Source organism: Allomesorhizobium camelthorni, assembly GCF_011045125.1.
GTDB classification, from domain to species: domain Bacteria; phylum Pseudomonadota; class Alphaproteobacteria; order Rhizobiales; family Rhizobiaceae; genus Allomesorhizobium; species Allomesorhizobium camelthorni.
On record NZ_JAAKZF010000020.1, the window covers coordinates 26,030 to 51,519 of the forward strand.

General features: G+C 61.9%; 32 protein-coding genes and 2 pseudogenes. 22 read left to right on the forward strand and 12 right to left on the reverse strand.

All coding sequences use genetic code 11. From position 1 onward, the window contains the following. The first annotated feature begins 188 nt into the window (after nucleotides 1-188). The 3 genes from cckA (at nucleotide 189) to G6N73_RS15820 (ending at nucleotide 4,107) form a co-directional block, all read left to right on the forward strand. Nucleotides 189-2,798: a cell cycle histidine kinase CckA gene (gene cckA / locus G6N73_RS15810; protein WP_165029197.1), complete on the forward strand. Its 2,610-nt coding sequence runs from the start codon at nucleotides 189-191 to the stop codon at nucleotides 2,796-2,798. Between the two features lie 685 nt (nucleotides 2,799-3,483). Next, nucleotides 3,484-3,732, forward strand: coding sequence for a ParB N-terminal domain-containing protein (locus G6N73_RS15815; RefSeq protein ID WP_165029199.1), 249 nt, complete (start codon nucleotides 3,484-3,486; stop codon nucleotides 3,730-3,732). A gap of 198 nt (nucleotides 3,733-3,930) precedes the next feature. Next, the gene (locus G6N73_RS15820; RefSeq protein WP_008838014.1) at nucleotides 3,931-4,107 is read left to right on the forward strand and encodes a hypothetical protein; all 177 of its coding nucleotides are present in this window, start codon (nucleotides 3,931-3,933) and stop codon (nucleotides 4,105-4,107) included. A 92-nt stretch (nucleotides 4,108-4,199) separates the two neighbouring features. On the opposite strand, the gene G6N73_RS15825 is transcribed toward G6N73_RS15820, so the two are convergent. The 3 genes from G6N73_RS15825 to G6N73_RS15835 all read right to left on the reverse strand — a co-directional run bounded on the left by G6N73_RS15825 (nucleotide 4,200) and on the right by G6N73_RS15835 (nucleotide 6,823). Next, a complete protein-coding gene (locus tag G6N73_RS15825) occupies nucleotides 4,200-4,634 on the reverse strand; it encodes a hypothetical protein (protein ID WP_165029201.1) in 435 nt (144 codons plus the stop codon). A 127-nt stretch (nucleotides 4,635-4,761) separates the two neighbouring features. Beyond that, the gene (locus G6N73_RS15830) at nucleotides 4,762-6,294 is read right to left on the reverse strand and encodes an acyl-CoA carboxylase subunit beta (RefSeq protein ID WP_165029202.1); all 1,533 of its coding nucleotides are present in this window, start codon (nucleotides 6,292-6,294) and stop codon (nucleotides 4,762-4,764) included. A gap of 88 nt (nucleotides 6,295-6,382) precedes the next feature. Next, nucleotides 6,383-6,823: a VOC family protein gene (locus tag G6N73_RS15835; RefSeq protein ID WP_165029204.1), complete on the reverse strand. Its 441-nt coding sequence runs from the start codon at nucleotides 6,821-6,823 to the stop codon at nucleotides 6,383-6,385. 247 nt (nucleotides 6,824-7,070) lie between these two features. Here G6N73_RS15835 and G6N73_RS15840 point away from each other — a divergent pair, with 247 nt between their 5' ends. Genes G6N73_RS15840 through G6N73_RS15850 form a run of 3 tightly spaced genes read left to right on the forward strand, consistent with a single transcriptional unit; the run spans nucleotide 7,071 to nucleotide 8,971 of the window. Further along, the gene (locus G6N73_RS15840; RefSeq protein ID WP_343044634.1) at nucleotides 7,071-7,643 is read left to right on the forward strand and encodes a cold-shock protein; all 573 of its coding nucleotides are present in this window, start codon (nucleotides 7,071-7,073) and stop codon (nucleotides 7,641-7,643) included. Between the two features lie 20 nt (nucleotides 7,644-7,663). Further along, entirely contained in the window at nucleotides 7,664-8,167 is a 504-nt protein-coding gene (locus G6N73_RS15845; RefSeq protein WP_165029208.1) for a DUF192 domain-containing protein, read from the forward strand. 36 nt (nucleotides 8,168-8,203) lie between these two features. Further along, complete coding sequence (locus G6N73_RS15850) at nucleotides 8,204-8,971, forward strand: alpha/beta fold hydrolase (protein ID WP_165029210.1); 768 nt, start codon at nucleotides 8,204-8,206, stop codon at nucleotides 8,969-8,971. A 189-nt stretch (nucleotides 8,972-9,160) separates the two neighbouring features. On the opposite strand, the gene G6N73_RS15855 is transcribed toward G6N73_RS15850, so the two are convergent. Further along, the gene (locus tag G6N73_RS15855) at nucleotides 9,161-9,532 is read right to left on the reverse strand and encodes an SPW repeat domain-containing protein (RefSeq protein WP_165029212.1); all 372 of its coding nucleotides are present in this window, start codon (nucleotides 9,530-9,532) and stop codon (nucleotides 9,161-9,163) included. Here G6N73_RS15855 and G6N73_RS15860 point away from each other — a divergent pair. Then, nucleotides 9,531-9,749 (forward strand): hypothetical protein, encoded by a 219-nt coding sequence (locus tag G6N73_RS15860; protein ID WP_165029222.1) that lies wholly within the window; start codon nucleotides 9,531-9,533, stop codon nucleotides 9,747-9,749. The genes G6N73_RS15855 and G6N73_RS15860 overlap by 2 nt on opposite strands. A 118-nt stretch (nucleotides 9,750-9,867) precedes the next feature. Further along, nucleotides 9,868-10,713, forward strand: coding sequence for a serine O-acetyltransferase (cysE, locus tag G6N73_RS15865; protein ID WP_165029224.1), 846 nt, complete (start codon nucleotides 9,868-9,870; stop codon nucleotides 10,711-10,713). A gap of 57 nt (nucleotides 10,714-10,770) precedes the next feature. Here the strand turns inward: cysE and G6N73_RS15870 are convergent, their stop codons facing one another. Continuing rightward, nucleotides 10,771-11,163: an SRPBCC domain-containing protein gene (locus tag G6N73_RS15870; protein ID WP_206078886.1), complete on the reverse strand. Its 393-nt coding sequence runs from the start codon at nucleotides 11,161-11,163 to the stop codon at nucleotides 10,771-10,773. Between the two features lie 101 nt (nucleotides 11,164-11,264). Between G6N73_RS15870 and G6N73_RS15875 the strand changes: the two genes are divergently transcribed. The 3 genes from G6N73_RS15875 (at nucleotide 11,265) to G6N73_RS15885 (ending at nucleotide 12,414) form a co-directional block, all read left to right on the forward strand. Beyond that, entirely contained in the window at nucleotides 11,265-11,600 is a 336-nt protein-coding gene (locus G6N73_RS15875) for an ArsR/SmtB family transcription factor (RefSeq protein ID WP_165029228.1), read from the forward strand. A 21-nt stretch (nucleotides 11,601-11,621) separates the two neighbouring features. Then, a complete protein-coding gene (locus tag G6N73_RS15880; RefSeq protein ID WP_165029230.1) occupies nucleotides 11,622-12,047 on the forward strand; it encodes an SRPBCC family protein in 426 nt (141 codons plus the stop codon). A gap of 163 nt (nucleotides 12,048-12,210) precedes the next feature. After that, entirely contained in the window at nucleotides 12,211-12,414 is a 204-nt protein-coding gene (locus G6N73_RS15885; protein ID WP_008838023.1) for a DUF3126 family protein, read from the forward strand. Nucleotides 12,415-12,426: 12 nt separating this feature from the next. Here the strand turns inward: G6N73_RS15885 and G6N73_RS15890 are convergent, their stop codons facing one another. Next, nucleotides 12,427-13,158, reverse strand: coding sequence for a hypothetical protein (locus G6N73_RS15890; RefSeq protein ID WP_165029232.1), 732 nt, complete (start codon nucleotides 13,156-13,158; stop codon nucleotides 12,427-12,429). 134 nt (nucleotides 13,159-13,292) lie between these two features. Between G6N73_RS15890 and G6N73_RS15895 the strand changes: the two genes are divergently transcribed. Then, entirely contained in the window at nucleotides 13,293-13,820 is a 528-nt protein-coding gene (locus G6N73_RS15895) for a gamma carbonic anhydrase family protein (RefSeq protein ID WP_165029234.1), read from the forward strand. Nucleotides 13,821-13,922: 102 nt separating this feature from the next. Here G6N73_RS15895 and G6N73_RS15900 read toward each other — a convergent pair whose 3' ends face one another. Continuing rightward, on the reverse strand, nucleotides 13,923-14,528 hold the full coding sequence (locus G6N73_RS15900) for a transglutaminase-like cysteine peptidase (protein ID WP_165029236.1): 606 nt from the start codon (nucleotides 14,526-14,528) through the stop codon (nucleotides 13,923-13,925). A gap of 316 nt (nucleotides 14,529-14,844) precedes the next feature. Here G6N73_RS15900 and G6N73_RS15905 point away from each other — a divergent pair, with 316 nt between their 5' ends. From G6N73_RS15905 to G6N73_RS15925, 5 genes and pseudogenes are all read left to right on the forward strand, one after another. Continuing rightward, nucleotides 14,845-15,168 (forward strand): ArsR/SmtB family transcription factor, encoded by a 324-nt coding sequence (locus G6N73_RS15905; protein WP_165029238.1) that lies wholly within the window; start codon nucleotides 14,845-14,847, stop codon nucleotides 15,166-15,168. After that, nucleotides 15,165-15,596 carry an SRPBCC family protein gene (locus G6N73_RS15910; protein ID WP_165029240.1) on the forward strand — a complete coding sequence of 144 codons (432 nt, stop codon included), beginning with the start codon at nucleotides 15,165-15,167 and terminating at the stop codon, nucleotides 15,594-15,596. The genes G6N73_RS15905 and G6N73_RS15910 overlap by 4 nt, the downstream gene beginning before the upstream one ends. Before the next feature lie 71 nt (nucleotides 15,597-15,667). Next, entirely contained in the window at nucleotides 15,668-16,063 is a 396-nt protein-coding gene (locus tag G6N73_RS15915; protein ID WP_165029242.1) for a VOC family protein, read from the forward strand. A gap of 23 nt (nucleotides 16,064-16,086) precedes the next feature. After that, nucleotides 16,087-16,299: pseudogene (locus G6N73_RS36890) on the forward strand (hypothetical protein); the annotation flags it as partial. A gap of 19 nt (nucleotides 16,300-16,318) precedes the next feature. Next, the gene (locus G6N73_RS15925; protein WP_165029244.1) at nucleotides 16,319-16,786 is read left to right on the forward strand and encodes a DUF1801 domain-containing protein; all 468 of its coding nucleotides are present in this window, start codon (nucleotides 16,319-16,321) and stop codon (nucleotides 16,784-16,786) included. A 554-nt stretch (nucleotides 16,787-17,340) separates the two neighbouring features. On the opposite strand, the pseudogene G6N73_RS36335 reads toward G6N73_RS15925, so the two are convergent. Beyond that, a pseudogene (locus tag G6N73_RS36335) lies at nucleotides 17,341-17,637 on the reverse strand (ArsR/SmtB family transcription factor); the annotation flags it as partial. A gap of 76 nt (nucleotides 17,638-17,713) precedes the next feature. Further along, the gene (locus G6N73_RS15935) at nucleotides 17,714-18,589 is read right to left on the reverse strand and encodes an arginase family protein (protein WP_165029248.1); all 876 of its coding nucleotides are present in this window, start codon (nucleotides 18,587-18,589) and stop codon (nucleotides 17,714-17,716) included. A 261-nt stretch (nucleotides 18,590-18,850) separates the two neighbouring features. Here G6N73_RS15935 and G6N73_RS15940 point away from each other — a divergent pair, with 261 nt between their 5' ends. Both G6N73_RS15940 and G6N73_RS15945 read left to right on the forward strand, forming a co-directional pair. Beyond that, entirely contained in the window at nucleotides 18,851-19,486 is a 636-nt protein-coding gene (locus G6N73_RS15940; RefSeq protein ID WP_165029250.1) for an immunity protein Imm33 domain-containing protein, read from the forward strand. 42 nt (nucleotides 19,487-19,528) lie between these two features. Beyond that, nucleotides 19,529-19,984 carry a DUF1801 domain-containing protein gene (locus G6N73_RS15945; protein ID WP_165029252.1) on the forward strand — a complete coding sequence of 152 codons (456 nt, stop codon included), beginning with the start codon at nucleotides 19,529-19,531 and terminating at the stop codon, nucleotides 19,982-19,984. Between the two features lie 217 nt (nucleotides 19,985-20,201). Here the strand turns inward: G6N73_RS15945 and G6N73_RS15950 are convergent, their stop codons facing one another. Beyond that, nucleotides 20,202-20,822 (reverse strand): PilZ domain-containing protein, encoded by a 621-nt coding sequence (locus G6N73_RS15950; RefSeq protein ID WP_165029254.1) that lies wholly within the window; start codon nucleotides 20,820-20,822, stop codon nucleotides 20,202-20,204. Between the two features lie 118 nt (nucleotides 20,823-20,940). Beyond that, entirely contained in the window at nucleotides 20,941-21,579 is a 639-nt protein-coding gene (locus G6N73_RS15955) for a PAS domain-containing protein (protein WP_165029256.1), read from the reverse strand. Between the two features lie 357 nt (nucleotides 21,580-21,936). Between G6N73_RS15955 and G6N73_RS15960 the strand changes: the two genes are divergently transcribed. Beyond that, nucleotides 21,937-22,668 carry a rhomboid family intramembrane serine protease gene (locus G6N73_RS15960; protein ID WP_165029258.1) on the forward strand — a complete coding sequence of 244 codons (732 nt, stop codon included), beginning with the start codon at nucleotides 21,937-21,939 and terminating at the stop codon, nucleotides 22,666-22,668. A gap of 119 nt (nucleotides 22,669-22,787) precedes the next feature. Beyond that, complete coding sequence (locus tag G6N73_RS15965; protein WP_165029260.1) at nucleotides 22,788-23,219, forward strand: CBS domain-containing protein; 432 nt, start codon at nucleotides 22,788-22,790, stop codon at nucleotides 23,217-23,219. A gap of 217 nt (nucleotides 23,220-23,436) precedes the next feature. Here the strand turns inward: G6N73_RS15965 and G6N73_RS15970 are convergent, their stop codons facing one another. Next, nucleotides 23,437-23,694, reverse strand: coding sequence for a YjhX family toxin (locus tag G6N73_RS15970; protein WP_165029316.1), 258 nt, complete (start codon nucleotides 23,692-23,694; stop codon nucleotides 23,437-23,439). A gap of 293 nt (nucleotides 23,695-23,987) precedes the next feature. Here G6N73_RS15970 and gatB point away from each other — a divergent pair, with 293 nt between their 5' ends. Continuing rightward, nucleotides 23,988-25,490, forward strand: coding sequence for an Asp-tRNA(Asn)/Glu-tRNA(Gln) amidotransferase subunit GatB (gene gatB, locus G6N73_RS15975; protein WP_165029262.1), 1,503 nt, complete (start codon nucleotides 23,988-23,990; stop codon nucleotides 25,488-25,490).

A 25,490-nucleotide genomic window follows, 5' to 3' on the forward strand; every position in this document is an offset into this window, starting at 1 on the left:
GCTATCTCGCTCAAGGCCAGGCAAGGCCGGTTTTTCCCGGCGCATTTTCAGGCTAGAGCTATGCGCGTCGGGGAGAATGTGATTCAAGCGGTCTGCGCGTTGCGCAGAGTAGCAGAGCAAGATTGCAGCGTCCTTTGCGCGTCCAAGACGCGCGGTGCTGCAGTACCGGGGAAACAGGCAGGGGGCCTATGGCCAAGGACACACGCGGCGATTTTTATCCGGTGCCTATCGTCGATCAGAACACGCGCCCCGGCGCGATAGCGCGGCTCATCATCTTCATTATCGTCCTGACGGGCGCTGCGATCGTTTTCGGCCTTTTCCGCGAAAGTCTCGGCGATCCGTTCCTGCTCGGCATGCTCGGCGTGCTCGCGATGATCGGCGTCGGCTATCTCTTCGCCACCGCGATCGGCTTCATCCAGATCGCGCCGCGCTCGACCACCGACGAGCTGTCCAAGGCCTTCGTCGATTCGATGTCGCAGGGCCTGCTGGTCACAGACACCAAGGGCAGGGTCATCTATGCCAACCGCGCCTATGCCGACATGACCGGGGCCACCGCCGCGGCCGATCTGAAGACGGTCGAGAGCCTGCTTTCGGATGTCCAGGAGGCTTCGCCGACGATCTACCGGCTGGCGTCCGGCCTGCGCGACGGCCAGGCCGGCGATGGCGAGTTCCGTCTCCCCCAGGCCATCCGGCCGGGTTCGGAGCCCGGCGCGCGCTGGTACAGGGCGCGGGCGCGCACCTTCAAGGTTCCCGGCCAGCGCCTGCCGCTGTTTGCCTGGCAACTCGCCGATATTTCGAAGGAGCGCGCCGAGCAGGAGCGGTTCTTCCTCGACCTGCAGCAGGCGATCGACCATCTCGACCATGCGCCCGCCGGTTTCTTCTCGGCCGACCAGGACGGCCGCGTCACCTACATCAACGCCACGCTGGCGGAGTGGCTGGGCATCGACCTCGCCAGCTTCACGCCTGGCGCGACAACTCTGCAGGAAATCGTCGCCGGCGACGGCATGGCGCTCATCCGCTCGGTCAAGGCCGATCCCGGCACGACCCGCAACGCCGTCATCGATCTCGATCTTGCGACCGCCGCCGGCGAAGTCCTGCCGGTGCGCTTCATGCACCGCGTTTCGGCGAGCCGCGAGGGACTGAACGGGCCGACTCGCACGATCGTGCTCAACCGCACCCAGGGCGAGGATTCTTCCGCCGATCTCAGGGCTTCGGAGGTTCGGTTCACGCGCTTCTTCAACTCCACGCCGATGGCGATAGCCGGCGTTGATTCGTCCGGCCGCATCGTGCGCACCAATGCGCCGTTCCTGTCGCTCTTCTCCAGCGTCGTCGACCGTGATGCGGTCGACCGCCGCGTGCGCCTCGACACGGTTATCCACGAGCGCGACCGCGCCGGCATTGCCGCGGCCCTCGAAAAGGCCCGGCAGCGCCAGGCCGATATCGCGCCGATCGACACCTTGCTGCCCAACAATGAGGAGCGTCATATCCGCTTTTACGTCAATGCGGTGGCCGACGGCACAGGCGGCGAGGGCGCCGAGGAGGCCGCGATCGTCTATGCGGTCGAGACCACCGAGCAGAAGGCCATGGAAGGCCAGATGGCCCAGAGCCAGAAGATGCAGGCGGTCGGTCAGCTCGCCGGCGGCATCGCTCACGATTTCAACAATGTGCTCACTGCCATCATCATGGCGTCGGATCTGCTTCTGACCAATCACCGGCCGTCGGACCCGTCCTTCCCCGACATCATGAACATCAAGCAGAACGCCAACCGCGCCGCCTCGCTGGTCAGGCAGCTTCTGGCGTTCTCGCGCAAGCAGACGCTGCGGCCGGAAGTCCTCAACCTCACGGACGTGCTCGCCGATCTCCGGATGCTTCTGGCGCGGCTTGTCGGCAACACCGTCAAGCTCAAGGTCGACCACGGCCGCGATCTCTGGCCGGTCAAGGTCGATATCGGCCAGTTCGAGCAGGTTGTGGTCAATCTCGCCGTCAATGCGCGCGACGCCATGCCGGACGGCGGCGAATTGACGGTGCGGACCATGAACGTCGCCGCAGCCGAGTGCCGGAAATTCGGCTACCGCGAGCTCACTGCGGCCGACTACATTCTGGTCGAGGTCGAGGATACTGGCAGCGGCATCGCGCCTGACGTGCTCAAGAAGATTTTCGAGCCGTTCTTCACCACCAAGGAAGTGGGCAAGGGCACCGGCCTCGGGCTTTCCATGGTCTACGGCATTATCAAGCAGACCGGCGGCTTCATCTTCTGCGATTCGGAAGTCGGCAAGGGCTCGGTGTTCCGCATCTTCCTGCCGCGCCATGTGCCGGGCGCCAAACCGGCCGTCGAGGACGAAGCCAAACCCACGGTCGAGGGCGACGCGAAAGCCGCCGAAGTCGCTGTCGCCGCAACCCGGCTTTCGGATGCCGCGCGCGACCTGTCGGGTTCGGCCACCGTGCTTCTGGTCGAGGACGAGGATGCGGTGCGCATGGGCGGCATGCGGGCGCTCACCTCCCGCGGCTACACCGTCCACGAGGCGTCGTCCGGCGTCGAGGCGCTGGAGGTCTATCATTCGCTCGGCGGACAGGTCGACATCGTCGTGTCAGACGTGGTGATGCCGGAAATGGATGGGCCGACGCTGCTGGGCGAACTGCGCAAGATCCGGCCCGACATAAAGTTCATCTTCGTTTCCGGCTATGCGGAGGACGCATTCGCGAAAAACCTGCCGGCCGACGCCAAGTTCGGCTTCCTGCCGAAACCCTTCTCGCTGAAGCAGTTGGCGACGGTGGTTAAGGAAGTGCTTGAGAGCTGAAGGGGCGGAAGGCGGCACGCTGCTGATCCTCCCCCGTTTACGGGGGAGGGGGACCGCCGAAGGCGGTGGAGGGGGCGAGCCTCGCGCCGGTCGCATGTCCATGTGGATAGAATCCGCCTCCATTTCGGCTCGTTCGCAAAAAGAACTGTTGCGGATCAATGGCATAACAGCCGGCGAGAAGAATCTTCGCACCGGATTTGTTCACACATCCCGCCCGTCGAGCATAATCGCCTCACCGTTCTGGCGGGACCTGGTGCGCACCGGGCATCAGGCAGAACGGCGGTGACCTCCCGGCGTGGGCTCGGTATCCACGTCTCCGAGGGCGTCCGACGGGCCGGCGTTCCCGCGGCAGGCGCAAATGCCTGGACGGCGGGTTTGCGGAGTATCCGTGCGTGCGACCATGAAACGTCCGTGTGCAATCCGCGGGGCAGCATGGAGACGGCGTGTGATCGGCCGACGGGGCGACAGACACCGGACGGGCGGGCATGGGAGTGCCTGTTCTTTATACGAATTCGTGCGGCGCTTTCCTGCCCGCCCATCTTCCCGACTACTCAATAGCCAGACGCGAAAGCGGGCGTGGCAAAGGAGAGGCGCGTGCTGGGGACAAACCCAGCGCAGACGTCCATGGACATCCAAGCACCGCGGCCCCATCTTGGACGGCAACGGAGCACTAGCGGATCGGGTCATGCTGAGAGTCCAGAAATTCAAGATCGACGAAATCTATGTGCCGACTGCGCGACGAAAGACGCTTCACCCGGAGACGGTCCGACTTCTGGCCGAGGATATTCTGGAGAACGGCCAGAAGACGCCGATCCAGGTGCGCTTCGACGGCAAACGCCACATTCTGGTCGAGGGACTGCACCGGCTCGAAGCGAGCAAATGGCTTGGCGAAACCTTGATCGACGGCTACCTGGTCCAGGCCAAGCGGCACTAGAGCGCCGCCTCCCGGTTGCACACATTGCCCGTATTGCGTGCTATCCTGCCTCGGCCTAGAGTGAGTCGGGTTCCTGGGCGTAAATCACAGCTTCTGCGGAGTTATTTCAGTCGGCATGGCAAGGCCGGCGCAAGCAACGACAATCATCTTGTGGGCGAGTTTGTTCGTTGAGTTTGACATTCGGGCGAGGGGAAACCGATGTTGCATGCCATTGACGACTGTGCCAAGCGGCGGCTGACCGAGCGCGTCGATATTCTGACCGCGATCAACATACTGAAATCGCGCGGCTATGACGAAGAGCAGCTCGTGTCGGAGATCACAAAGATTTTCTACGTAGATCTCGATGAATACAACGAGATCATACGCCATTCCTAAGCAGTCCGGGCGAACGCCGCGCCCGAACGGTCAATATTATCCGCGACCCGCCCCTATGGCGGGCCGTATGCTGGCAACGTCCCCTGTCGGCGCTAGCCGATGATCAGGTCGCGCAGCCTTGCGAATATCCCGGTCCGCGGGTTTATGGCGGCCCGGACGTGCCTGGCGGCGGTCGCCGAGGTGACGGTTTCCCCGAAATGGCAATAGCAGACGATTCCGTGCAACTGCCAATCCGACAGTTCGAAGAACCGTTTGGCTTCGCCATAGCTGTCGTCCTCCAAGCCTTCGGCGCGAAGGACTGGATCGTCGAACGCCACCGACAACGGCGAGCCGGAACCGCGCATCGTCGCGCGGGCCCCGCCGGCTTGGTATTCCGTGCCGTGGAGTGTCGCGAGCCGCCGCTCGGGCCTCTGTTCGAGAAGTCCCGCCCAGCGTTCGAGACGCTCCCTCCGCGTCATCATGGGGCGAGCGAGGTCCGGGTGGACCTCGGCGACGGCTTTGAGGTGTTCTAAAGTCTGGTGCTGCATGACGGGCTCCTTGTCCAGGTGCGGCCCCCTCCTGCGCCAAACCGCAGCTTGACTCCACTCCGGCTTCAAGTCCAGTCACGATCTACGAATTTGTAAAGCTTCACCGAATCGTGGCGAGGACACGCCCTCAAAGCGGAATGTTGTCGTGCTTCTTCCAAGGATTGCCGAGATCCTTATTGCGAAGCATGCGCAGCGCCCGCGCCACGCGGCGGCGGGTCGAATGCGGCATGATCACCTCGTCGACATAGCCGCGTTCGGCCGCAACGAAGGGCGAAAGGAAGCGGTCCTCATAGGCTTTCGTGTGGGCGGCGATCTTCTCCGGATCGGCGATATCCTTGCGGTAAATGATCTCGACCGCCCCCTTGGCGCCCATCACCGCGATCTGTGCCGTCGGCCAGGCATAATTCATGTCGCCGCGCAGATGTTTCGAGGCCATGACGTCATAGGCGCCGCCATAGGCCTTGCGCGTGATCACCGTGATTTTCGGAACCGTCGCCTCGGCATAGGCAAACAGCAGCTTTGCGCCGTGCTTGATCAGCCCGCCATACTCCTGCGCGGTGCCGGGCAGGAAGCCGGGCACGTCGACGAAGGTGACGATCGGGATGTTGAAGCAGTCGCAGAAGCGCACGAAGCGCGCTGCCTTGCGGCTTGCGTCCGAGTCGAGCACGCCGGCCAGCACCATCGGCTGGTTGGCGACGAAGCCCACCGTGCGGCCTTCGACGCGGCCGAAGCCGGTGACGATGTTTTTTGCAAAACTCGGCTGGATCTCGAAGAAATCGCCTTCGTCCGCGGTCTTCAGGATCAGTTCCTTGATGTCGTAAGGCTTGTTGGCGTTGTCGGGGATCAGCCGGTCCAGCGACAGGTCGTGGTCGGTCACAGACTGGTGGCACTCGATCTCGGGAAGCTCTGCAGTGTTGGAGGCCGGCAGGAAATCGATCAGCCGGCGCATCTGCAAAAGCGTCTCGACATCATTGTCGTAGGCGCCGTCGGCGATGGAGGATTTTGTGGTGTGGATCGACGCGCCGCCCAGGCTCTCGGCGGTCACCGTCTCGTTTGTCACCGTCTTCACCACATCCGGCCCGGTGACGAACATATAGGAGGTGTCGCGCACCATGAAGATGAAGTCGGTCATGGCCGGCGAATAGACGTCGCCGCCTGCGCAGGGGCCCATAATCACCGAGATCTGCGGGATGACGCCGGAAGCGAGAACATTGCGCTGGAAGATCTCGGCATAGCCGCCGAGCGCGGCAACACCTTCCTGGATGCGCGCGCCGCCGGCGTCGTAGAGCCCGATGATCGGCGCGCGATTACGCAGCGCCATATCCTGGACCTTCATGACCTTCTCGGCATGGGCTTCCGAGAGCGAGCCGCCAAAGACGGTGAAATCCTTGGCGAACAGGAAGACCGGCCGGCCGTTGACCGTGCCCCAGCCGGTGACCACGCCGTCACCGGCGATCTTCTGCCGCTCCATTCCGAAATCGGTCGAGCGGTGCTCGACGAACATGTCGAACTCCTCGAACGAGCCTTCGTCCAAAAATATGTCGATGCGCTCGCGCGCCGTCAGCTTGCCGCGTTTGTGCTGGGCGTCGATGCGCGACTGACCGCCGCCGGCCCGAGCGATCTCGCGCCGGCGTTCGAGTTCCACCAGTACGTCTTTCATGGAAGATCCCCCTCGGCAGGTACTTTGCCAAGGGTGTTACCACGCCGGAGAAGGAGTGCAAATCAGGCCGGAACCAGGGCGAACGCCCCTACCAGGTTCCCGTATTGCTCATCGAAGCCCATGGCTCGGCCTTTTCCAGCGCGGGGCCTTTTTGCAGGAGCTCGATGGAAACGCCGTCGGGCGATTTGATGAAGGCCATGTTGCCGTCGCGCGGCGGGCGGTTGATCGTCACGCCCATATCCATCAGGCGCTGGCACGTCTCGTAGATATTGTCGACCTCGTAGGCGAGATGGCCGAAATTGCGCCCGCCCTTGTACTCCTCGGGATCCCAATTGTAGGTCAGTTCGATCAGCGGCGCCTTTACCGTGATGCCGGCCTGCTTGTCATCGGGCGCGGCCAGGAAGATCAGCGTGAAGCGGCCTTCCTTGTTTTCGTGGCGGCGCACTTCGACCAGGCCGAGCTTGTTGCAGTAGAAGTCGAGCGACGCGTCGATATCGGTGACGCGGACCATCGTGTGGAGATAGCGCATGTGTTTGCTCCGGCTGCAGCCTTGATTTGCGCCGAAACATAGGGCGGCGCACCGGGACGCGGCAACCCGGAAATGACCCGCTGCAACCAGACAATGAGCGGCGGGCGCCATTCTCCGGGTGAAACAGGTGAAAAAAGGCACGTCAGGTCTTGCGCAGCCCGGAAGACGCAGTGCTATTCTCGGTAGCAAGAATCAGTGGCTGCGTTTCTGGAAAGGGTGCGTTCGGATGGGGGACAGGGCCTCTTTCATGGGGCGAGACTTGGAAGCGGATGACGCCTTGGACCGTGACGAGGGCGGCGACGCGGCTGGTCTGGTCGAGATTTCAGGGGCGATCAAGTGGTTTGACGTAGCCAAGGGCTACGGCTTCATCCTGCCCGACGACGGCGTTTCCGGCGACGTTCTCCTTCACGTGACCTGCCTGCGACGCGACGGCTTCCACACCGCGCTTGAAGGGGCGCGCGTGGTCTGTCTCGTCAAGCGCGGCGAGCGCGGCATGCAGGCTTTCCGCGTCATCTCCATGGACAGTTCGACCGCCGTGCATCCCGCCGAGCAGGAGCAGCGCACCCATGTGGCCGTGACCGCCGAGAGCGGGCTGGAGCGGGCGCTGGTCAAATGGTTCAACCGCACCAAGGGCTTCGGCTTCCTCACGCGCGGCGAGGGCACCGAAGACATCTTCGTCCACATGGAAACGCTGCGCCGCTACGGCCTGACGGAACTCCGTCCGGGGCAGGTGGTGCTCGTTCGCTTCGGACGCGGCGAAAAGGGCCTTATGGCTGCCGAAATTCACCCCGATATCGGGACCTTGCCGGTCTCGCATTGAGACCGGACAGGATTTTTTCGATGGCGCCTTCCCGCATTGCGGCATGGATGGGCGGTTTTGCCGCCGCGCTTGTCATTTGCCTTTCGCTGCAGCCGCCCACCGCCGCGCAAGGGCAGGCGATGGAGTTGCCGGTTCACCCGGAACCGCTGATCGCCGAGACCGACGAAGGCGAGCGCTCCTTCAACATCGAGATCGCGGACGATCCGGGCGAACGCTCGCGCGGCCTTATGTTCCGGCAGGAAATGGATAATGACCATGGCATGCTGTTCGTGTTCGAAGAGAGCCAGCCGGTCGGCTTCTGGATGAAGAACACGCCTCTGCCGCTCGATCTGGTGTTTATCGGGCAGGATGGCAAAGTGCGTGCGATCGAGAAGGGCGAACCGTTTTCGGAAGCTCCAATCGCGCCGGGCGAGCCGGTCCAGTTCGTGCTCGAGCTCAATGCCGGAACGGTAGCCGAGGCGGGCATCGAGAATGGCGACTTGATCCGCCATCCTGCTATCAGCCAGGCCGCCGGCGCCAACTGACCAATGGTCTCAATTCTGAAAGGGATCGCGGGCGCAATGCAGTCCTTCTCTCATGACAGTTTCGACCTTGCCTTCATCGACAGATCGCCCGAACATGGCGGCGGCGATCCCGTTTTGCTGATCCACGGCTTTGCCTCCAGCGCGCAGGTGAACTGGATCTCGCCGGGCTGGATGAAGACGCTGGGCGACGCGGGGTATCGTGCGATCGCGTTCGACAACCGCGGCCACGGCGCTTCGTCGAAGAGCTACGAACCCGCCGATTATACGCCGCAGAAGATGGCCGGCGACGCGGCGGCGCTGCTTGGCCACCTCGGCATTTCCCGCGCCCATGTGATGGGCTATTCGATGGGCGCGCGCATTGCCGCTTTCCTGGCGCTCGCCGAACCCGCGATGGTGGCGACATTGGTGTTCGGCGGATTGGGAATAGGCATGGTGGAAGGCGTGGGCGATTGGGATCCGATCGCCGACGCGCTCCTGGCGCCCGATCCATCAAAAATCGAGAACCCGCGCGGGCAGACTTTCCGCGCCTTCGCCGATCAGACCAGGAGCGACCGGCGCGCGCTCGCCGCCTGCATTTCGACGTCGCGAACCCTGCTTTCCGAGGAAGAGGTCAGCCGTATCGCCGTTCCGACCCTGATCGCGGTGGGAACCACCGACGACATAGGCGGCTCCGCCTCGGAGCTCGCCGGGCTGATGCCGAACGCCCAGAGTTTCGACATAGAAGGCCGCGACCATATGCTTTCGGTCGGCGACCGCACTTTCAAGAAACGGGTGCTGGAGTTCCTCGCAGCCAACCCGCTTTAGCGAGGGAGAGGATGTCTCCCCATGGGTGCGCCGGTCGGATACGTCCGGCCGGCGCACGGGGTTTGAAGCCTCAGTAAGAGCCCATTCCAATCGAAACGGAATGGGCTCTTACTGTTTGTTTAGCCGCATGATCTTGTCCGAAAAGTCTGCAACTTTTGCTGACGCTGACCTTCGGTTCGGGACCATGCGCTAGGCTTCGAGGTCGCGGTTCCGGTCCTGCCAGATTTCCAGAAGCGCAAGCACTGCCACGGCCGCGCCGAGCGCGATGTGCCAGTTGCGCAATGTTCCGGCATAATCCAGCACGAACGGCGACGACATCATCCAGACACCGCCAAGCAGCAGCAGGAATTCTTCCCACCGCCGCAGGAATATCTGTTCCAGACCGCCCAGGATCACGATAGCGGCGCCTACGATTGCCGTGACCGCGACCATGGTGGTGTTGCCGGTCGTTTCGCCGAACATCGGCGACACGAGGATCGCGGCGCCGAGGATCATCGTGGCGATGTCCTCCCAGCGCCGATGCTCGATCAGCCCCCAGCCTGTTCTGTTGAGTGTTGCCATGACGATACTCCTCTCAGGCTACTTTGAGCGTAGCTCAAACGCCCGTGAGGACTTTGGCGTCGTTTGTCGAACTCCTCGGCCGGGCGTCCGCACGGTCATTATCGCAAAAAACATCAACGAGATCAACGATATCTCCGGCAGCCTGGCAAGCCGGGCCCTGATGGACGCTGCTGCCGGCAGCCTGCCGATCAAGGGATCGTTTTCCACGATCGCTTGATTCCGGCTGAACCAAAACCATTTGAACAAGCACTAAGGAAAATTGAGTTCATTCCTGTCAGGCTCTGGAGTATATGTCCGCCTGACGTGAACGAGACGACCGGCAACGGAGACCGTCGATGACGACCAACAATGCAGCGCGCCCCAGCTTAAAGCCGGTCGATCCGATCTGGAGTTCCGTTCGTGACGAAGCCGCCGAGGCGATATCTCGCGATCCGCTGCTGTCGGCGTTCCTCTATGCGACGATCCTCAACCAGGAGAGCCTCGAGGACGCCGTCATCCATCGCTTGGCTGAGCGCCTCGACCACAGGGATGTCGGCGCCGATCTGATCCGGCAGACCTTCAAGACCATGGTGCGTGAGAACCCCGATTGGTCGACCACCGTCCGCGTCGACATTCAGGCCTATTACGACCGCGATCCCGCTTGCGACCGGTTCTTCATGCCGGTGCTTCATTTCAAGGGTTTCCACGCGATCCAGACGCACCGCCTGGCGCATTGGCTCTGGAACCAGGGGCGCAAGGATTTCGCGCTCTACCTGCAAAGCCGTTCCTCTTCGGTTTTCCAGACCGACATCCACCCCGCCTCGAAGATGGGAATGGGTGTCTTCATCGACCATGCGACGGGGCTGGTGGTCGGCGAAACGGCGGTTATCGAGGACGACGTCTCGATCCTTCACGGCGTCACGCTCGGCGGCACCGGCAAGGCCGGCGGCGATCGTCATCCGAAGATCCGTTATGGCGTGCTGATCGGCGCCGGCGCCAAGATCCTCGGCAATATCGAGGTCGGCCACTGCTCCAAGATCGCGGCGGGTTCGGTCGTGCTGGCGCCAGTTCCGCACAACAAGACGGTCGCGGGCGTGCCGGCCCGTGTCGTCGGCGAGACCGGCTGCGATCAACCCTCCCGCCAGATGGATCAGTTCCTGCCGTCGCAGGCCACGGACAGCACCGTCAGCTTCGACATCTAATCCTTTTGCAACTGAGGCGCCCGCGGTCGCAGAAAATGCGAGCGCCTCAGTGATGTGTCAGCTTTTTTTGGCAAGCATTGCGTTCATCGGCTCCCAGTACATTTTGGGCCAGCCGCTATCCAGCATCTCGTGTGCGTCATCGGGATAGCCGGTCTGGTCGAAAACCAGCTTTGTCGAATTGCCGTTGCCTGAAAGCTCGAATCTGACGATCGAGTAGACGCCTTCCGGCCAGCGGTATGATCGCCATGCCTGGATGACCCTTTTGCCCGGTACGAGTTCGACATTTCGGGCGCGGATATCGCCGCCGAACAGCGAGACCTCACCGCCTTCTTCCGCCGAGATCGTCGCTGCGCGTCCGCCAGTCATGGTGGTGAATTTCTCCGAATCTGTGAGCACGGCGTAAACCGATGCCGGCGACGCCTTGATGTCGACTTCCTGATGAATGGCCAAATCGTCCTCCCTGGTTGACTGCCTCTGTTCGCACCGATATTTAACATATATGTTGAATATCGACAATGGCCAACAAGGGTTCCGGCCGGAAAGCGAGCGAGATGACCGCGACAACAGCGGATACATTGGATGACCGCCTCGATCTGGTGTTTCAGGCCTTGGCCAACCGGACACGGCGCGCGTTGTTGCAGCGGCTTTCGCGAGGGGCTGCCCGCGTCACGGATCTGGCGTCGCCTTTCGATATGTCGCTCGCAGCAGTGTCGCGGCATATTTCCGTCCTCGAACAGGCCGGCCTGATCGAGCGCTCGATCAATGGCAGGGTGCATTCCTGCGCGCTCGATGCTTCGCCGATGGCTAGCGCCGAGGAATGGCTGAGCGCCTACAATGAGTTCTGGAACGATCGGCTGGATCGGCTTGCCGAATTCGTCGAAGAATAGCCGAAACGGGGAGGGCATCGCTTGACTTCGGAAATTCTGTCGATCCGCCGCATCATCAAGGCTTCGCCCGAAAAGGTGTTCGCGGCCTGGACGACGCCCGCCCTACTGGTGCGATGGTGGGGGCCGAAAAGCGTCGTCTGTCCCGAAGCGGAGGTGGATCTCAGGGTCGGCGGCGCCTACCGCATCGCCAACCGCCATCCCGACGGCGCGATCACCTGGATATCGGGTGTGTTCGAGCATGTGCTGCCGCCGAGGGAACTCGTCTACTCCTGGAACATTGGCATGCCGGGCGCTGACGGCTCGAGGGTCCGTGTGCAGTTCCTCGATCATCTTCAAGGCACGGAAGTCGTTCTCGAACACGAGCGCCTGCAGCAGTCGGTGCGGAACATGCATCTCGATGGCTGGAACGGCTGCCTGGACGGATTGCAGGAGTTTTTCGAAAACTGATGCCGCCACGGAGATTGCCTGAGCCGTAGCTGGACTCACGCGCATTCAGCGCTAATTGCAATAGCGAAGCGGGCTATGTTCGGCGCTCGCCTTTACATCGCCCTCCCTGACGTGCCAGAAGCGCGTTCCAAAATCGAACGCACCCGCCACCGGGAGAACAGCCTTGAAGCCGGATGAAATCAGAAAACTCGACGCCTTCTTCAAACGGACATTCCAGAATCCGCAGATGCAGGTGAAGGCGCGCCCGCGCAAGGAAGACTCGGCCGAAGTCTATGTCGGCGAGGAGTTTCTCGGCATCGTCTTCAAGGACGAGGAAGACGGCGACTACAATTTCTCGATGGCGATTCTCGACATCGATCTGGCCTGAGTTCCGGGCCGCTTAGCGCCCGGTTTTCAGTATGCGGGACGTCTCGGCCAGCACAGCGGCGTCTAGCGCCCGCCAGTCGGCCAGCAGTTCCTTCGGAAAGCGGTAGGACAGGCTGAGATTTTCGCCGACCTGGACATCGCGCTCGCATGGCGCGAGCGATTCTTCCGCACTTGGTCCGCTGAGGCAGCGGGCAACGAACGGGTGATCGCCCGGACGCTCGGCAACCGCCAGCACTTCGTTCAGATAGCCGGATTTTTCGGTGAAGCCGTAGAGCACGACGCCGCCGGGGCCGGGGGTGCCTGGCTTCGCGATCAGTGAACTGTATATCGGTGCGAAGCGGCCGCTCATGTCGCGCGACATCATGCGTTCCTCGAACGACAGGAAGATGATGCGCCTCGATCCGCCGGCATGGTTGAAGTCGTCGCGCGCGACGGTGCTGTAACCGCTCATCTCGGGCCAGCGCAGATAGAGGTCGAGCCGCGAGGCGATGCCGTCGCGCCGCGACCGTTCGAAGCGGATGGCGTTCGCCGGAACGGCGATGACATCATTGCCGATGACGATCTCGTGCAGCGTCTTGTCGTCGGTGTGGCCGGCCATTGCGATGGAGCGGCCGAACCATTTGCCGCCTGCGCTGATTGCGGCCGATAGCGCGGCGAGCAGCGCAAAGGCGCAAAACACCTTGAACATCAGAGACGAATCGACCGTCCTGATCTCGGGTCCATCGGCAGCTACAGGCTGGTTCATCAAGAGTGTTCCGCAGGTTCCATGCAGTCCAGACCATGCGGCTTTCATGGTAAACGGCGGGTAAAGACAGGCTCGCTGCCTTGCGCCAGGCATGGTGCTCCATCTAGATTCGACAACAACGCTAGGGAGAGACTATGCCGCTTTACGCAATCGACGGAACCGCCCCGCAATTCGAGGATGAGAGCAGCAACTGGATCGCGCCGGACGCGACTTTGATCGGAAATGTCCAGCTAGGCCGCGATGTCGGCGTCTGGTTCGGGGCGGTGATCCGCGGCGACAATGAAGCGATTGTCATCGGCGCCCGGTCGAATGTGCAGGAGCACGTAGTCATGCATACCGATCCGGGTTTTCCGCTGACGGTGGGCGAGGGCTGCACAATCGGCCATGGCGCCATCCTGCATGGCTGCACCATTGGCGACAACAGCCTGGTGGGCATGGGCGCAATCGTGCTGAACGGAGCGCGCATCGGCAAGAACTGCCTGGTCGGCGCCGGAGCGCTGGTGACCGAGGGCAAGGAATTCCCGGACAATTCGCTGATCGTAGGCTCGCCGGCCACGGCGGTCAGGATGCTCGACCAGGATGCAGCCGGACGGCTGCGCGCTTCGGCCGAGCACTATGTCGGCAATGGCCGGCGCTTCAAGGCAGGCCTTTCAAAACTCTGAAACAGAAAAAAGGTGGAGCCGGCCCGGGGACTGGGCCGGCTCCTAAACCCGGTCGTGGGGACGGGGAGGTGGGGACTCGACCGGGTTTTCGGTGACCTTGCCTTAGCGCACGCTGGCGACCGCGTCGGCGCGGCCGTCATTGATCTGGACCCAGACGCCGGAGTTCCGCTCCGACTGGCGCTTCAGGAAGGTATATTCGGTATCGGACCAGGCGAGCACGCGCGGCTCGAGATTGTCGAGCACGAACTCGCCGCGGCTGGTGCGCATTGTGAGCACGGCATGGCCGGCGCCGCTCGGCTGGCGCACGACGGTCAGGAGAAGATCGCCGGCGGGCACGCCGAGCGCCATCAGTTGACGCCGCTTTTCGAGCGCATAGTCCTCGCAGTCGCCGATGCCGTCGGGATAGGACCAGACTTCTTCGCGGCCCCACATCTCCATGTCGGTGCGCGGCGTGACTATCGTATTGACGGCATTGTTGATCTCGACCATCGCCGCCCAAAGGGTGCGGGTGAGTTCGACAGGTGTTCCGCCCGACGATTTCAACCGGCATTCATCCGGCTGGCGCTGGCAGAATTCGTAGTGGCCGACCGGCTGCGTGGTGCGGCCGCCCGTCGGCATGAAAGGCTGCGCAGCACTGGCTGCGCCAACCATGGCGGCAAGCCCTGCAATCACCGCCAACAGCAACGATGTCCCCGTCGTTCTTGTCATTGTGGTATGTCCCCGTTTGAAGAGACAATGCCATAGGACGATTTATTTGACGCAAAAGCGCGAAGTAGATGTTGAGTAAAAACCAGATCGAATTAATAGCACAAAGTAATAAAATTAAACTCGAACAATAACAAAATTCGATTCAAATTTGAATGAAAGCTGGCGCATCTCAGCCGGGGTTCGAACTCGATTCAATGAAGTGCACTGCTCTCGCGGCGGGATATTGGCCCCTGACGAGGCCCGATTGGGACCACGCTTGACTAACTCATATCTCAATGGCTATACGTCAATCATAGCCAGCGGGTTATATATAAAGATGCCGAACGCTCACGATGTGCTCTTCAGAACGCTCGCCGATCCGACCCGGCGGGCGATCTTCGAGCGATTGTGCCGTGAGGGCGAGCAGACGGTCGGGGCGCTGACGGCTCAGGCCGGGGTCTCGCAACCGGCCGTCTCAAAGCATCTTGGAGTCCTGAAGCAGGCCGGACTGGTACGCGACCGCCACGAAGGCCGCCAGACGCACTACAGCGCCCAGCTCGGCGCGCTTGCCCCGCTGATCGACTGGACAAGCCAGATGGCCGGATTCTGGGAGAGCCGGTTCGACGATCTCGAAGACCTGCTCAAAAGGATGGACCAATGAACCAAACGTCGAGCGAAACGCGCTCCGTCGTCATCGAACGGAAGATACCTCATCCGCCGGAAAAGATCTGGCGCGCGCTCACGCAACCGCACCTGATCGAGGAGTGGCTTATGAAGAACGATTTCAGGCCAGCCGTGGGCCATCGCTTCAATCTTCGCGGAGACTGGGGCGGCGTGCTGGACTGCGAGGTACTCGCCGTCGAGCCGTACAGAACGCTGTCCTACACTTGGAATTTTGCGCACGACGATGCGGCCTACAACCTGAAGAGTGTGGTGATCTTTACGCTCACCCCAACGAGCACGGGGACTCACCTGCGCATGGAGCAGTCGGGCTTCCGGCCGGATCAGAAGCAGGCCTACGGGGGCGCAAAAGCGGGTTGGCAGCAGTTCTTTGCGAAACTGGAAGAGGTCTTGGCGCGGACAGACTAAAGTCTGCGGCACAATTCAAGGCTAGACGCGCTGCAGAGCGGCATACTGCGACGTTACAACGGAGGCTACAAATGAAGATCAAGTTGACCAGTGTGTATGTGGACGATCAGGACAAGGCTTTGCACTTCTACACCGACGTGCTGGGCTTCACCAAGAAGGCCGATTTCAGCAATGGGCCGTATCGCTGGCTGACCGTGGCCTCGCCCGACGACCCGGACGGAACCGAGCTGCAGCTGGCGCTCAACGACAACCCGGCGGCCAAGGCCTACCAGCAAGCCATGTTCCAGCAGGGGCAGCCCGCGATCATGGTCCATAGCGAGGATGTCGAGGCCGAATACGAGCGCATCAAGTCGCGCGGCGCCGAGTTCGCCATGCCGCCGACCGAGGTCATGCCCGGTGTGACCATCGCCCAGCTGAACGACATCTGCGGCAACCTGGTCCAGATCAACACGATTGCGCGCCGGTAAGCGCGTCTACGAAGGAGATATCGATGAACTGGAACGTATGGATTCGACAGATTCACCGGTGGACGTCGATCGTCTTTACAGTGGCCGTCGTCGCCAATTTCGTCGCCATGGGATTGGGCGAGCCTCCGGCCTGGATAGTCTACTCGCCGCTGCCGCCGCTCTTCCTGCAGTTGTTCACCGGACTGTACATGTTCGTGCTGCCCTATGCCGCGAAGTGGCGCGGCGGGCGACGTGCAGTCGCACAGGGTGAGTACGATGGCTGGCAAGAGGTCCGGGGCGCCGACAAAGGTGACGAAGAAAGCCGCCGCCAGGCCGGCCTCTGCAAAGCCGGTCCTCCTCTCAGGCGGCAACCCGCAGATTCCGAAGGGTTACGGCGACGCCCCCGTGCAGGCCTACATCGCGGCCATGCCGGGCTGGAAAAGCGACGTCGGGCGCCGCCTCGACGCGATTATCGAGCGTACCGTGCCCGGCGTGCGCAAGGCGGTCAAATGGAACTCGCCCTTCTACGGCGTCGAGGACGGCGTCTGGTTCCTGTCGTTCCACGTCTTCGCCCGCTACGTCAAAGTGACTTTCTTCCGCGGCACGTCGCTCAATCCTGTCCCGCCCGGCAAGTCCAAGCACCCGGAAGTGCGCTACCTCGACATTTATGAGGACCAGCTTGACGAAACCCAGTTCGCCGATTGGGTGAAGCAAGCCGCCGCGTTGCCCGGCGAGCGGCTGTGAGATGTATCTCGAAATTACCCAAGGCGTCATAAGCGTGATCGCAAACTTCAGCGCTCTTTGGCCATCCGATCGGCGTAGCGCTGCAGGTAGAGCGGCCAGCCCTGATCGGCGGCCACGCCGTCGCGGACGCTTTGCCAGCCCTCGCCATGGCGATCGAGATTGCGGTGCTCGATCTCGACCCGCGTGCGTTGCGGGGTTTCGGCGATGAAGCGTACTTCCCACTCGCTCGTTTTCTGCGGGTCGTCCTCGATCTGCCATCGCGGGCTGATGTCCCAGCTCAGCAGCACCCGGCTGGGCGGCTCGTAGGCCAGCACCCGCGCCCAGCGGCATACGCTCCCGTCAACCCCGCGGTCGTAGAGAAAACCGCCGACCTTCGGCTCGAATACGGTCTCGGCGATCTCGACCTTGAGCAAATTGTGCTCGGACGGCTTGAAGCTGCCGAAGTCCTCGGTGAAGACCTTGAATGCGCGCGAGATCGGCGCTTCGACGACGATCGACGTACGCACGGACGTATCTGCTGCTTGGATGCTCATCGGATCTCCTTTCGTCGGTTGCTCGACGACCGTCTTGTAGGCCGCGAGCGTCTTGGTCCAGAAACGGTCGAGTTCAGCCCGAAGCGCTGCCAGCCCGTCGGGGTCGACCTGATATATGCGCTGCTTGCCGGCTCGTTTGTCGACGACGAGGCCGGCGTCCTTCAGCACCTTCAGATGCTGGGAGACCGCCGGCCGGCTGACGGGCAGGTCACTGGCCAGCTCGCCGACCGCGCTGGGCTGCTCGATCACCCGCTCGAAGATCGCCCGCCGGGTCGGATCGGCCAGTGCCGCCCAGCCATTCGTTGAGTAAGTCGTCATCATTAACGCGTAAGTATATCCTTACGCGTACTTGAAGTCAACCCGGTCCATTCGGCTGCTGAACCGGTCGCCGTCGTTACCCAAGGGCGTCTGCAAGCACCTGGTTCAAGCGGGCGAACGCGGCCGACTCGTCCGGCGCATGGGCCGGATTGATCTCCGTGATGGTCAAGCAGCGCCATTGGGGCAGGGCGGTCAACTGCTTCAGGGCGAAGGCGGCTTGCTCCAGTTTGAGACCGTCGCAGCGGCGCACATTCTCGGCGATCGGAAAATCGATGAAAGAAAGTACGTCGACGTCGAAGTGAATGAGCACACAGTCAAAGCGCGCCGCCCACTCGGCCGCACGCGCTGCTGCAGCCTCGATGTCGCTCAAGGCTTCCTCACGCGATATGACCTCGATCGCGTGATCCCTGATAGCGGCGGCTTCCGGCGGAGTGATATTCTCGACGGCGAAATAGAGGAGCTGCCGAGGCGCAAGCATTGGACGGGTCGGGCCGAGCCCGGCGAGCGAAGGCTCGCATCCGGGAAGGTCGAGCAGATGAGCAACGCCAGTCCAGTCCAGCGCGCCGTCGCTCGTGTCAGGCGTGTTGAGATCGGCGTCGAGGTCCATGTAGACGAGCCCGATCCGTGCGCCGGCCGCATTCGCTCCGGCGACCGTTCCCAACTCCACGGTGCAATCGCCGCCAAGGACAAGCACGTCTTCCTCCGCTGAGATCGCCGTCGCCACGTGGCTTGCGACCAGGTCGCAGGCGTGGCGCACGGCCTCCAGATTCATGGCCTGCAGCCGCGAAATATCCGGTCGCCATCGGAAGGATGCAACATCGCCATGATCCCTGACGGTTCTGCCTCGGCTCGCCAGCGCCTCTGCAAGCCCATCTCGCCGAAAGGCAGCGGGAGCTTGTTCCTGCCCCGGCGAATAGGCGCCGGCGCTTGTGGCGGCGCCGATGATGTTCAACAAACGCTTCGTCAACCCGATGCTTCTAGCTCGTACGATCTCAGTTGCAAAACTGTCGAGAGGGAGAAGGGTTTCTCAGCGGCATAGAGAATTTGCGGCCCGGGAGCGGTGCGAGGTTCGAGTGCAATCAGGCGCGATTTACGGGAGCGCCAAGAGCGGACGTTGCCTGGCGCAACAGAAAGAGTCGATAATAGCGCGAAGATCGAGGATCAAACTGTGCCCGAACCGTACGATATAGTCGACCCAAGGCCCGTCGCAGCCTTGGCCAAATACACCTACTTCCTCCCGACACCGGCGCGCCTTGATGCCATCGGCAAGGGTGATCTTGTGAAAGTCACCATTCGCGCAGTTCCTCCGAGCGCCAAGTGGGATGCCGAAAGAATGTGGATTAAGGTTTCGTCGGCGGGGCTGGACTGGCTGGAGGGGACACTTGAATCGCAGCCGGACGACATGCCCGGGCTGACTCGACGTGCGATTATCCGCGCGCCTCGAACGCACGTCATCGACGTCGCCTTTGAAAACTCAGACAAAGAAGCGACCATTCCTTTGGAGCAAAAACGAGAGTTCTGGGAACGGTGCTGGGTTGATCAAGCGGTTCTCGATGGCGACTTGCCCGTTCAATATATCTATCGAGAAGAGCCCAACTCCATGCAGGAGCGTGACCAATTCCCAGACAGTGGGTGGCGCGTACGGGGAGATATGCGCGGCGTCACGGAGGAGGAAAAGCTAGCAGAGCGCAAGATCGCGTATGTCGCCCTAGGAGCGGTGCTCAACAAAGATGATTCCTGGGTGCATCTCGTCGATGAGCCAATTGGCGTGGCATACGAGAAAAACTTCGAGGAAGGCGTGTTCGTGCGACAACCCGACTTACCAGGCGATCGGCCTGGTTCGGTGTAGATATTTCACTAGGTCGAAGATTGATCAATTGGAGTGGACGCGATGGTCTCAACAACCAAGCCCATGAAGAAGACCGCCTCAAACGAAGCGAACGGAGTAGCCTCCCCCTCCCATCTAATAGACGCGCGAATCAAGGAGCTAGGCGATTGGCGGGGGGAGACGCTCGCTCGGGTCCGAACTCTCATCAGAGAGGCCGATCCCGAAGTGGTCGAGGAGGTGAAATGGAGAAAGCCGTCGAACATGTTGGGGGTTCCGGTGTGGGAGCACGACGGCATCATCTGCACCGGCGAGACGTACAAGGATAAGGTGAAGTTGACCTTCGCCAAGGGAGCCTCGCTGGAGGACCCCAAAAACCTCTTCAACTCCAGCCTCGAAGGCGCTACCCGCCGCGCCATCGATATCCATGAGGGCGACAAGATCGATGAAGAGGCGTTGAAGGCGCTCATTCGCGCAGCCGTGGCGCTGAACACGTCCCAAAAGAGACCAAAGAGCGCTTGAGGATCATTCACACCCGGCCAGGGCTGGTTCCTGGCGGTCGTCTCCTTCAAAGCCCACCTCAAGTGGGGTCTCTTCGAGGGCGCGCCTCACTCACGCCCGTTCTCCAGGCTCCCTTGCGACCAAACCCCAGCGCGTCCTCGACGTGACGGGATGCGGCCCGGACTGTGAAAAGCCGGCCAACAGGCCGGCCTTCAACTCAACAAATTGCGTACCTGGTTCAACCGCCGCGCGGCGCATTGAATTCGGAGTCGAGCGTCTCGGGCCTTTGGATGACGGCGAATTCGATCGCGATGCCATCTTCGAAGTGTCGCACGACCTGTCCGCGCATCGTGCCGAGAATGACCTGAATGCCAAGCGCCGGCTTCACCTCGATTTCGATTGCGGCGCCGGAAAGCGACAGGTCGATGATCCGGCACGGATATTGGCGGCCGTCCGTCAGATGCAATGAGCTGAGCGGATTGCGCGGCGCCACGCGCTCGTGGCGGCGGTCCTCGGGCAGGTCAAGCTCGTGCTTGTTGGCGAGCCAGGTCAGCTGCGCTGCAAGCTTGTCCTTCTTGCGGTCGGACGCGATCACCGTCATGGCGAAGCCGTCCTGCAGCGTGCGCGTCAGCACGCCTTCGACGCGGCCGATATGGTCGATATAGGCGATGATCTTCTCGCCGGGCCTGCCTGCACGTTCGCAGCGAAGCGAAACATTACCGGGCGACATGTCCAGAACCTGGCACGGGTGCTCGGTGCGGTCCTCGAGCATGTAACGGCCATAGATTTTGACGCGGACGCGCTGAAAATTGCGCCTCTCCGCCCTGGATGGCGGGTAGTCGATGGCCGCTAACCTCATCACTGCCTCAATCCCGCTCGAATTCTCATTCGCGCTTATTCAGGAAATATGGCCTTAAAATACAACAAAATAGGTTAATAACGGGTAAGCTGGACCCATACTGGAGGTAGAAATCCCGCTATTCGTTGCGTCCGCCGGGGAGCACCAGGAGGTGCCGGATACGCCGCGCCGAACCGAGCGAGGGTTCCGAGCCGGACAGGGCGCCGTAGCTCGGCTCGAGCGATGGTACGGTGACCGCCGGCCGGTTCTTGAGATACATCGGTTCGAGGTCGGGGTCGACCACCCGCACCGATTCGAGCACGGCGTCGACGACGGGATCCGCGCCCAGCCAGAACGGCCTGCCGGCCGCCGAGATGACGCCAAGCGAGCGTGGGCTTTCTACGCCGCCGTCGAGCGGCAGAAGCAGCAGCTCGAATGAAGTCGAGCGCCCGTTGCGGCTGTGCCCTTCAAAGGCCATCACGACGACGGATTTGGACTGGAACACGCCGTGGGCCAGCTTTGCGATGAGCCGCTGGTCCGAAGCGCGCCACAGCGAAGGAAACGAAAAACCTTTCAGCTCGCGGCCATAGACGGCGCACAAACGGGTGCCGGCGAGCCGGAAGACGGCTTCGCCGCGCGTATCCTTTTCCAGAATGAAGGTGTCGGCCAGCAGCGACTTGATGTCGGCCGGTTCGATCTCGGTCCGCTTCGGCGCCGGGCGTCCGTTGCGCAATCGGTTCCAATATTGGAACAGGTTGATCGATCCGTTCTGTTTCATGCTTCTCCGCTCCGCGCGATCTGCTGTCCGGTGTCCCATCGGCGAACAGAAGGGCGTTGTTCGATGGCCTACATGCGGGGTGGAGCAGGTTGCGTGCCAGCACGGTTATCGGTTGTTAACCGGTCGGGGCCGTTAAGGTTAACCAATGGTTTAGATTGCCGGTCCGGGCGGGCTGTGGCACGCTGAAATCACTCCAGAAGCGGTCGCTTCACAGTGATCGGCAGCACTTTCGGTCAAAAGCATTGGGGAGAGCAGGGGGCTCGACCAGCCGTCCAGGGGCAACCCTGGGCGGCTTTTCTTTTGTGATTCGGCCTGCTCTGTCCTAAGTGAGCGTTTCAGATCCCCCGGAAACGCAGCATGAGCCAATCGCCGCCCGAGCCTAGCGAAGACGAAGAGGATGGCGCCCCGAAGCGCCGGGAACCGGCGTTCAATCTCCCCGGCATAGTGCTTGCGGCTATTGCGATCTGCGCCATCGTCCATCTGGTGCGGATATACGCGCTGGACTTCGAGCAGGATCTGGTGCTGTTGGTACGGACAGCCTTCATCCCGATCCGCTACTCGGGCCAGTTCGACATCGACATCTATGCGTTCTCCAGCCCCTTCACCTATGCCTTCCTGCACGGAAACTTCGCGCACCTCGCCATCAACATGATCTGGCTCGCGGCATTCGGTTCGCCGCTGGCAAACCGGCTCGGCGCGGCCCGTTTCGCTGCGTTCTGGGCCGTCACCGGGCTGGCGGCGGTTGGGCTGCACTATATGCTTCATCCGCTCGATCAATCGCCGCTTGTGGGAGCGTCCGGCGCCATATCGGGCATGATGGGGGCCGCAGCACGGTTCGGCTTCCGCATAGACCGCGCGGCGGGAAAGGCGGCCTTTGCCGGCGAACTGCTGCCCATATCGCTCGTGCTGCGGATGCGCGGTGTGCTGACATTCCTTGTCATCTGGATGGCAATCAATCTGGTCACCGGCCTTGTCGGCTTCGCGCCGGGCGTCGAGGACCGCATCGCATGGGAAGCGCATGTCGGCGGCTTCCTGGTGGGTTTCTTCGGCGTCCGCCTGTTCGACCGCCAACCGCCGCGTAACCCGTAACGCCCAGTCCGCAACGCTTCGTACTTGAAATGGAAAGGGCACAGGGGCACGATGCACGGGCGGAGCGAAGGCACTGCGACACAGCGCCCATGCGCCGCCAACGCCAAGGAGGACGCGCCGTGACAGTGAAGGCTATTCTCGAACAGAAAGGCCACGATGTATTCACGTTTGGCCCCAACGAGAAACTGGCGGAAGCCATCCGAATTCTCGCCGAACACCGGATTGGCGCGCTGGTGGTCACCAATGGCGACGGCAAGATCGTCGGCATTCTCTCCGAACGCGACATCGTGCGCTGCATCGCCAAGGACGGCGCCGCCGCGCTCGACCATGCGGTCCGCATGGTGATGACGCCGAAGGTCAAGATCTGCAACGAGCATCATACGGTCAACGAGGTCATGGAGATCATGACCAAGGGACGCTTCCGCCATCTGCCGGTCGAGAAGGACGGCAAGCTGAACGGCATCGTTTCCATCGGCGACGTGGTCAAGCGCCGGATCGAGGATGTGGAACGCGAGGCGGCGGAGATACGTGCCTATATCGCCACCGCCTGAGGTGTGTTGAGAGTCAGGTGATGCCGACCTGCAAATGGTGGTTTTTTGCTCTTCCGGTACTCACGGACCCGAATGTCCGCTCCGTTCCGGTTCTCGAAACCCACCATTTTGGACGCTGCGCGCCCATCTTCGATTCCGGCTCGGCCTGACCTGACTCTCAAACACACCTTGGCCAGACGCCGCCGACCCATTTGCCGGGCCGGCGGCGTCCTTCCGATCACTTGTTGTCGAGTTCGGAGCGGACGAGCTGCAGGCCGCGCCGCGTGATGCGGTACGGTCCGCCCTCGGAAGAGGCGATTGCCTTCTTCCGTTTCAGCTTCCTGAACAGGTCGAGATCGAATCCGGGATATTGCCAGCCGTCGCGGGTCAGGCACTGGATCGCCTCTATGCGTTTTCTGTCGTCCTTTTCGATTTCGATGCGTCCGCCCTGCGCAAGCAGGTGAAGAATGCGCTGTTCGCTGCGCGATATGTCCATGATGTGGAAGTCCGGAAAACCTGGCCGATAGGCCAACACAAAAAGCCGCAGCCGCATGAGCGGCACGGCGGTTTCGGTTTTCACGCCCTGGCTTCTAGAAGCTCAGGGCTTCAACGGGACTGAGCGAAGGTAGACATCCACACTCCATCGGGATGTTCCGCATATAACGAGCGGCTTTTGAAAGCGCCAGTCCATTCCCCCAACGCTTGCCTCTCCCCGCCATTTGCACTAGCGAATGCCGACGCTGAATATACATCCTGTAGATATTCCCGACCCTACCGACGCAGGCCTTCATGACCATCATCGACACGCGCACTCCCGACCCGAAACGCTTCATTTCCGGCGCTACCGGCGATTGGGAGATCATCATCGGCCTGGAAGTGCACGCGCAGGTGACGTCGCAGGCCAAGCTGTTTTCCGGCGCATCGACTGCGTTCGGGGCGGCCCCCAACGCCAATGTCAGCCTGGTCGATGCGGCGATGCCCGGCATGCTGCCGGTCATCAACGAGGAGTGCGTGAAGCAGGCGATCCGCACCGGGCTCGGGCTGAAGGCGCAGATCAACCACCGCTCGGTCTTCGACCGGAAGAACTATTTTTACCCCGACCTGCCGCAGGGCTACCAGATCTCGCAGTACAAGCAGCCAATCGTCGGCGAGGGCATCATGACGGTTTCCGTCGGCCCTGATCGCGAGGGCAATTTCGAAGATATCGAGGTCGGAATCGAGCGGCTGCATCTCGAGCAGGATGCCGGCAAGTCGATGCACGACCAGCATCCGACCATGTCCTATGTCGATCTCAACCGCTCAGGCGTCGCGCTGATGGAGATCGTGTCGAAGCCGGACATGCGCTCCGCCGACGAGGCCAGGGCGTACCTCACCAAGTTGCGCATGATCGTGCGCTATCTCGGCACCTGCGACGGCAATATGGACGAGGGCTCGATGCGCGCCGACGTCAACGTCTCGGTGCGCCGTCCGGGCGGTGCATTCGGCACGCGCTGCGAGATCAAGAACGTCAATTCCATCCGCTTCGTCGGCCAGGCGATCGAATCCGAAGCGCGCCGCCAGATCGCTATCCTCGAAGACGGCGGCGAGATTATCCAGGAGACGCGGCTGTTCGATCCGGGCAAAGGCGAGACGCGTTCCATGCGCTCGAAGGAAGAGGCGCACGACTATCGCTATTTCCCAGACCCGGATCTTCTGCCGCTCGAATTCGACCAGGCCTATATCGATGCACTGGCCGCGGAACTGCCGGAACTACCGGATGACAAGCGGGCGCGGCTGGTGTCCAGTCTCGGCCTCTCGGTCTATGACGCCTCCATTCTGATTTCCGAGAAGGCCATAGCCGACTATTTCGAGAAGGTGGCGGCCGGACGCGACGGCAAACTCGCCGCCAACTGGGTCATCAACGATCTTCTCGGTCAGTTGAACAAGGCCGGCAAAGGCATTGAAGATGCGCCGGTTTCTCCCGATCAGCTGGGAGCCGTCATCGACCTGATCAAGGAAGGCACGATTTCGGGAAAGATCGCCAAGGATCTGTTCGAGATCGTCTGGAACGAGGGCGGCGACCCGCGCGAACTGGTCGAAAGCCGCGGCATGAAGCAGGTGACCGACACCGGCGCGATCGAAAAGGCGGTGGACGAGGTGATCGCCGCGAACCCGGACAAGGCCGAACAGGCACGAGCCAAGCCGAGCATGGCCGGCTGGTTTGTCGGCCAGGTTATGAAGGCGACGGGCGGCAAGGCCAATCCGCAGGCGGTGAACGGCCTGGTCAAAGCCAAGCTCGGGATCGAGGAATAG

Excerpts from the sequence above, each read along its gene's own strand:
- G6N73_RS15845 (WP_165029208.1), top strand. The coding sequence starts at position 7,664 with ATGGCGCCTTCCCGCATTGCGGCATGGATGGGCGGTTTTGCCGCCGCG.
- G6N73_RS15890 (WP_165029232.1), bottom strand. The coding sequence starts at position 13,158 with ATGAACCAGCCTGTAGCTGCCGATGGACCCGAGATCAGGACGGTCGAT.
- G6N73_RS15925 (WP_165029244.1), top strand. The coding sequence starts at position 16,319 with ATGGCTGGCAAGAGGTCCGGGGCGCCGACAAAGGTGACGAAGAAAGCC.
- cckA (WP_165029197.1), top strand. The coding sequence starts at position 189 with ATGGCCAAGGACACACGCGGCGATTTTTATCCGGTGCCTATCGTCGAT.
- gatB (WP_165029262.1), top strand. The coding sequence starts at position 23,988 with ATGACCATCATCGACACGCGCACTCCCGACCCGAAACGCTTCATTTCC.
- G6N73_RS15860 (WP_165029222.1), top strand. The coding sequence starts at position 9,531 with ATGACGATACTCCTCTCAGGCTACTTTGAGCGTAGCTCAAACGCCCGT.
- G6N73_RS15960 (WP_165029258.1), top strand. The coding sequence starts at position 21,937 with ATGAGCCAATCGCCGCCCGAGCCTAGCGAAGACGAAGAGGATGGCGCC.
- G6N73_RS15850 (WP_165029210.1), top strand. The coding sequence starts at position 8,204 with ATGCAGTCCTTCTCTCATGACAGTTTCGACCTTGCCTTCATCGACAGA.
- G6N73_RS15830 (WP_165029202.1), bottom strand. The coding sequence starts at position 6,294 with ATGAAAGACGTACTGGTGGAACTCGAACGCCGGCGCGAGATCGCTCGG.
- G6N73_RS15945 (WP_165029252.1), top strand. The coding sequence starts at position 19,529 with ATGGTCTCAACAACCAAGCCCATGAAGAAGACCGCCTCAAACGAAGCG.
- G6N73_RS15815 (WP_165029199.1), top strand. The coding sequence starts at position 3,484 with ATGCTGAGAGTCCAGAAATTCAAGATCGACGAAATCTATGTGCCGACT.
- G6N73_RS15950 (WP_165029254.1), bottom strand. The coding sequence starts at position 20,822 with ATGAGGTTAGCGGCCATCGACTACCCGCCATCCAGGGCGGAGAGGCGC.
- G6N73_RS15970 (WP_165029316.1), bottom strand. The coding sequence starts at position 23,694 with ATGGACATATCGCGCAGCGAACAGCGCATTCTTCACCTGCTTGCGCAG.
- G6N73_RS15825 (WP_165029201.1), bottom strand. The coding sequence starts at position 4,634 with ATGCAGCACCAGACTTTAGAACACCTCAAAGCCGTCGCCGAGGTCCAC.
- G6N73_RS15855 (WP_165029212.1), bottom strand. The coding sequence starts at position 9,532 with ATGGCAACACTCAACAGAACAGGCTGGGGGCTGATCGAGCATCGGCGC.
- G6N73_RS15905 (WP_165029238.1), top strand. The coding sequence starts at position 14,845 with ATGCCGAACGCTCACGATGTGCTCTTCAGAACGCTCGCCGATCCGACC.
- G6N73_RS15875 (WP_165029228.1), top strand. The coding sequence starts at position 11,265 with ATGACCGCGACAACAGCGGATACATTGGATGACCGCCTCGATCTGGTG.
- G6N73_RS15835 (WP_165029204.1), bottom strand. The coding sequence starts at position 6,823 with ATGCGCTATCTCCACACGATGGTCCGCGTCACCGATATCGACGCGTCG.
- G6N73_RS15915 (WP_165029242.1), top strand. The coding sequence starts at position 15,668 with ATGAAGATCAAGTTGACCAGTGTGTATGTGGACGATCAGGACAAGGCT.
- G6N73_RS15900 (WP_165029236.1), bottom strand. The coding sequence starts at position 14,528 with ATGACAAGAACGACGGGGACATCGTTGCTGTTGGCGGTGATTGCAGGG.
- cysE (WP_165029224.1), top strand. The coding sequence starts at position 9,868 with ATGACGACCAACAATGCAGCGCGCCCCAGCTTAAAGCCGGTCGATCCG.
- G6N73_RS15820 (WP_008838014.1), top strand. The coding sequence starts at position 3,931 with ATGTTGCATGCCATTGACGACTGTGCCAAGCGGCGGCTGACCGAGCGC.
- G6N73_RS15955 (WP_165029256.1), bottom strand. The coding sequence starts at position 21,579 with ATGAAACAGAACGGATCGATCAACCTGTTCCAATATTGGAACCGATTG.
- G6N73_RS15840 (WP_343044634.1), top strand. The coding sequence starts at position 7,071 with ATGGGGCGAGACTTGGAAGCGGATGACGCCTTGGACCGTGACGAGGGC.
- G6N73_RS15910 (WP_165029240.1), top strand. The coding sequence starts at position 15,165 with ATGAACCAAACGTCGAGCGAAACGCGCTCCGTCGTCATCGAACGGAAG.
- G6N73_RS15895 (WP_165029234.1), top strand. The coding sequence starts at position 13,293 with ATGCCGCTTTACGCAATCGACGGAACCGCCCCGCAATTCGAGGATGAG.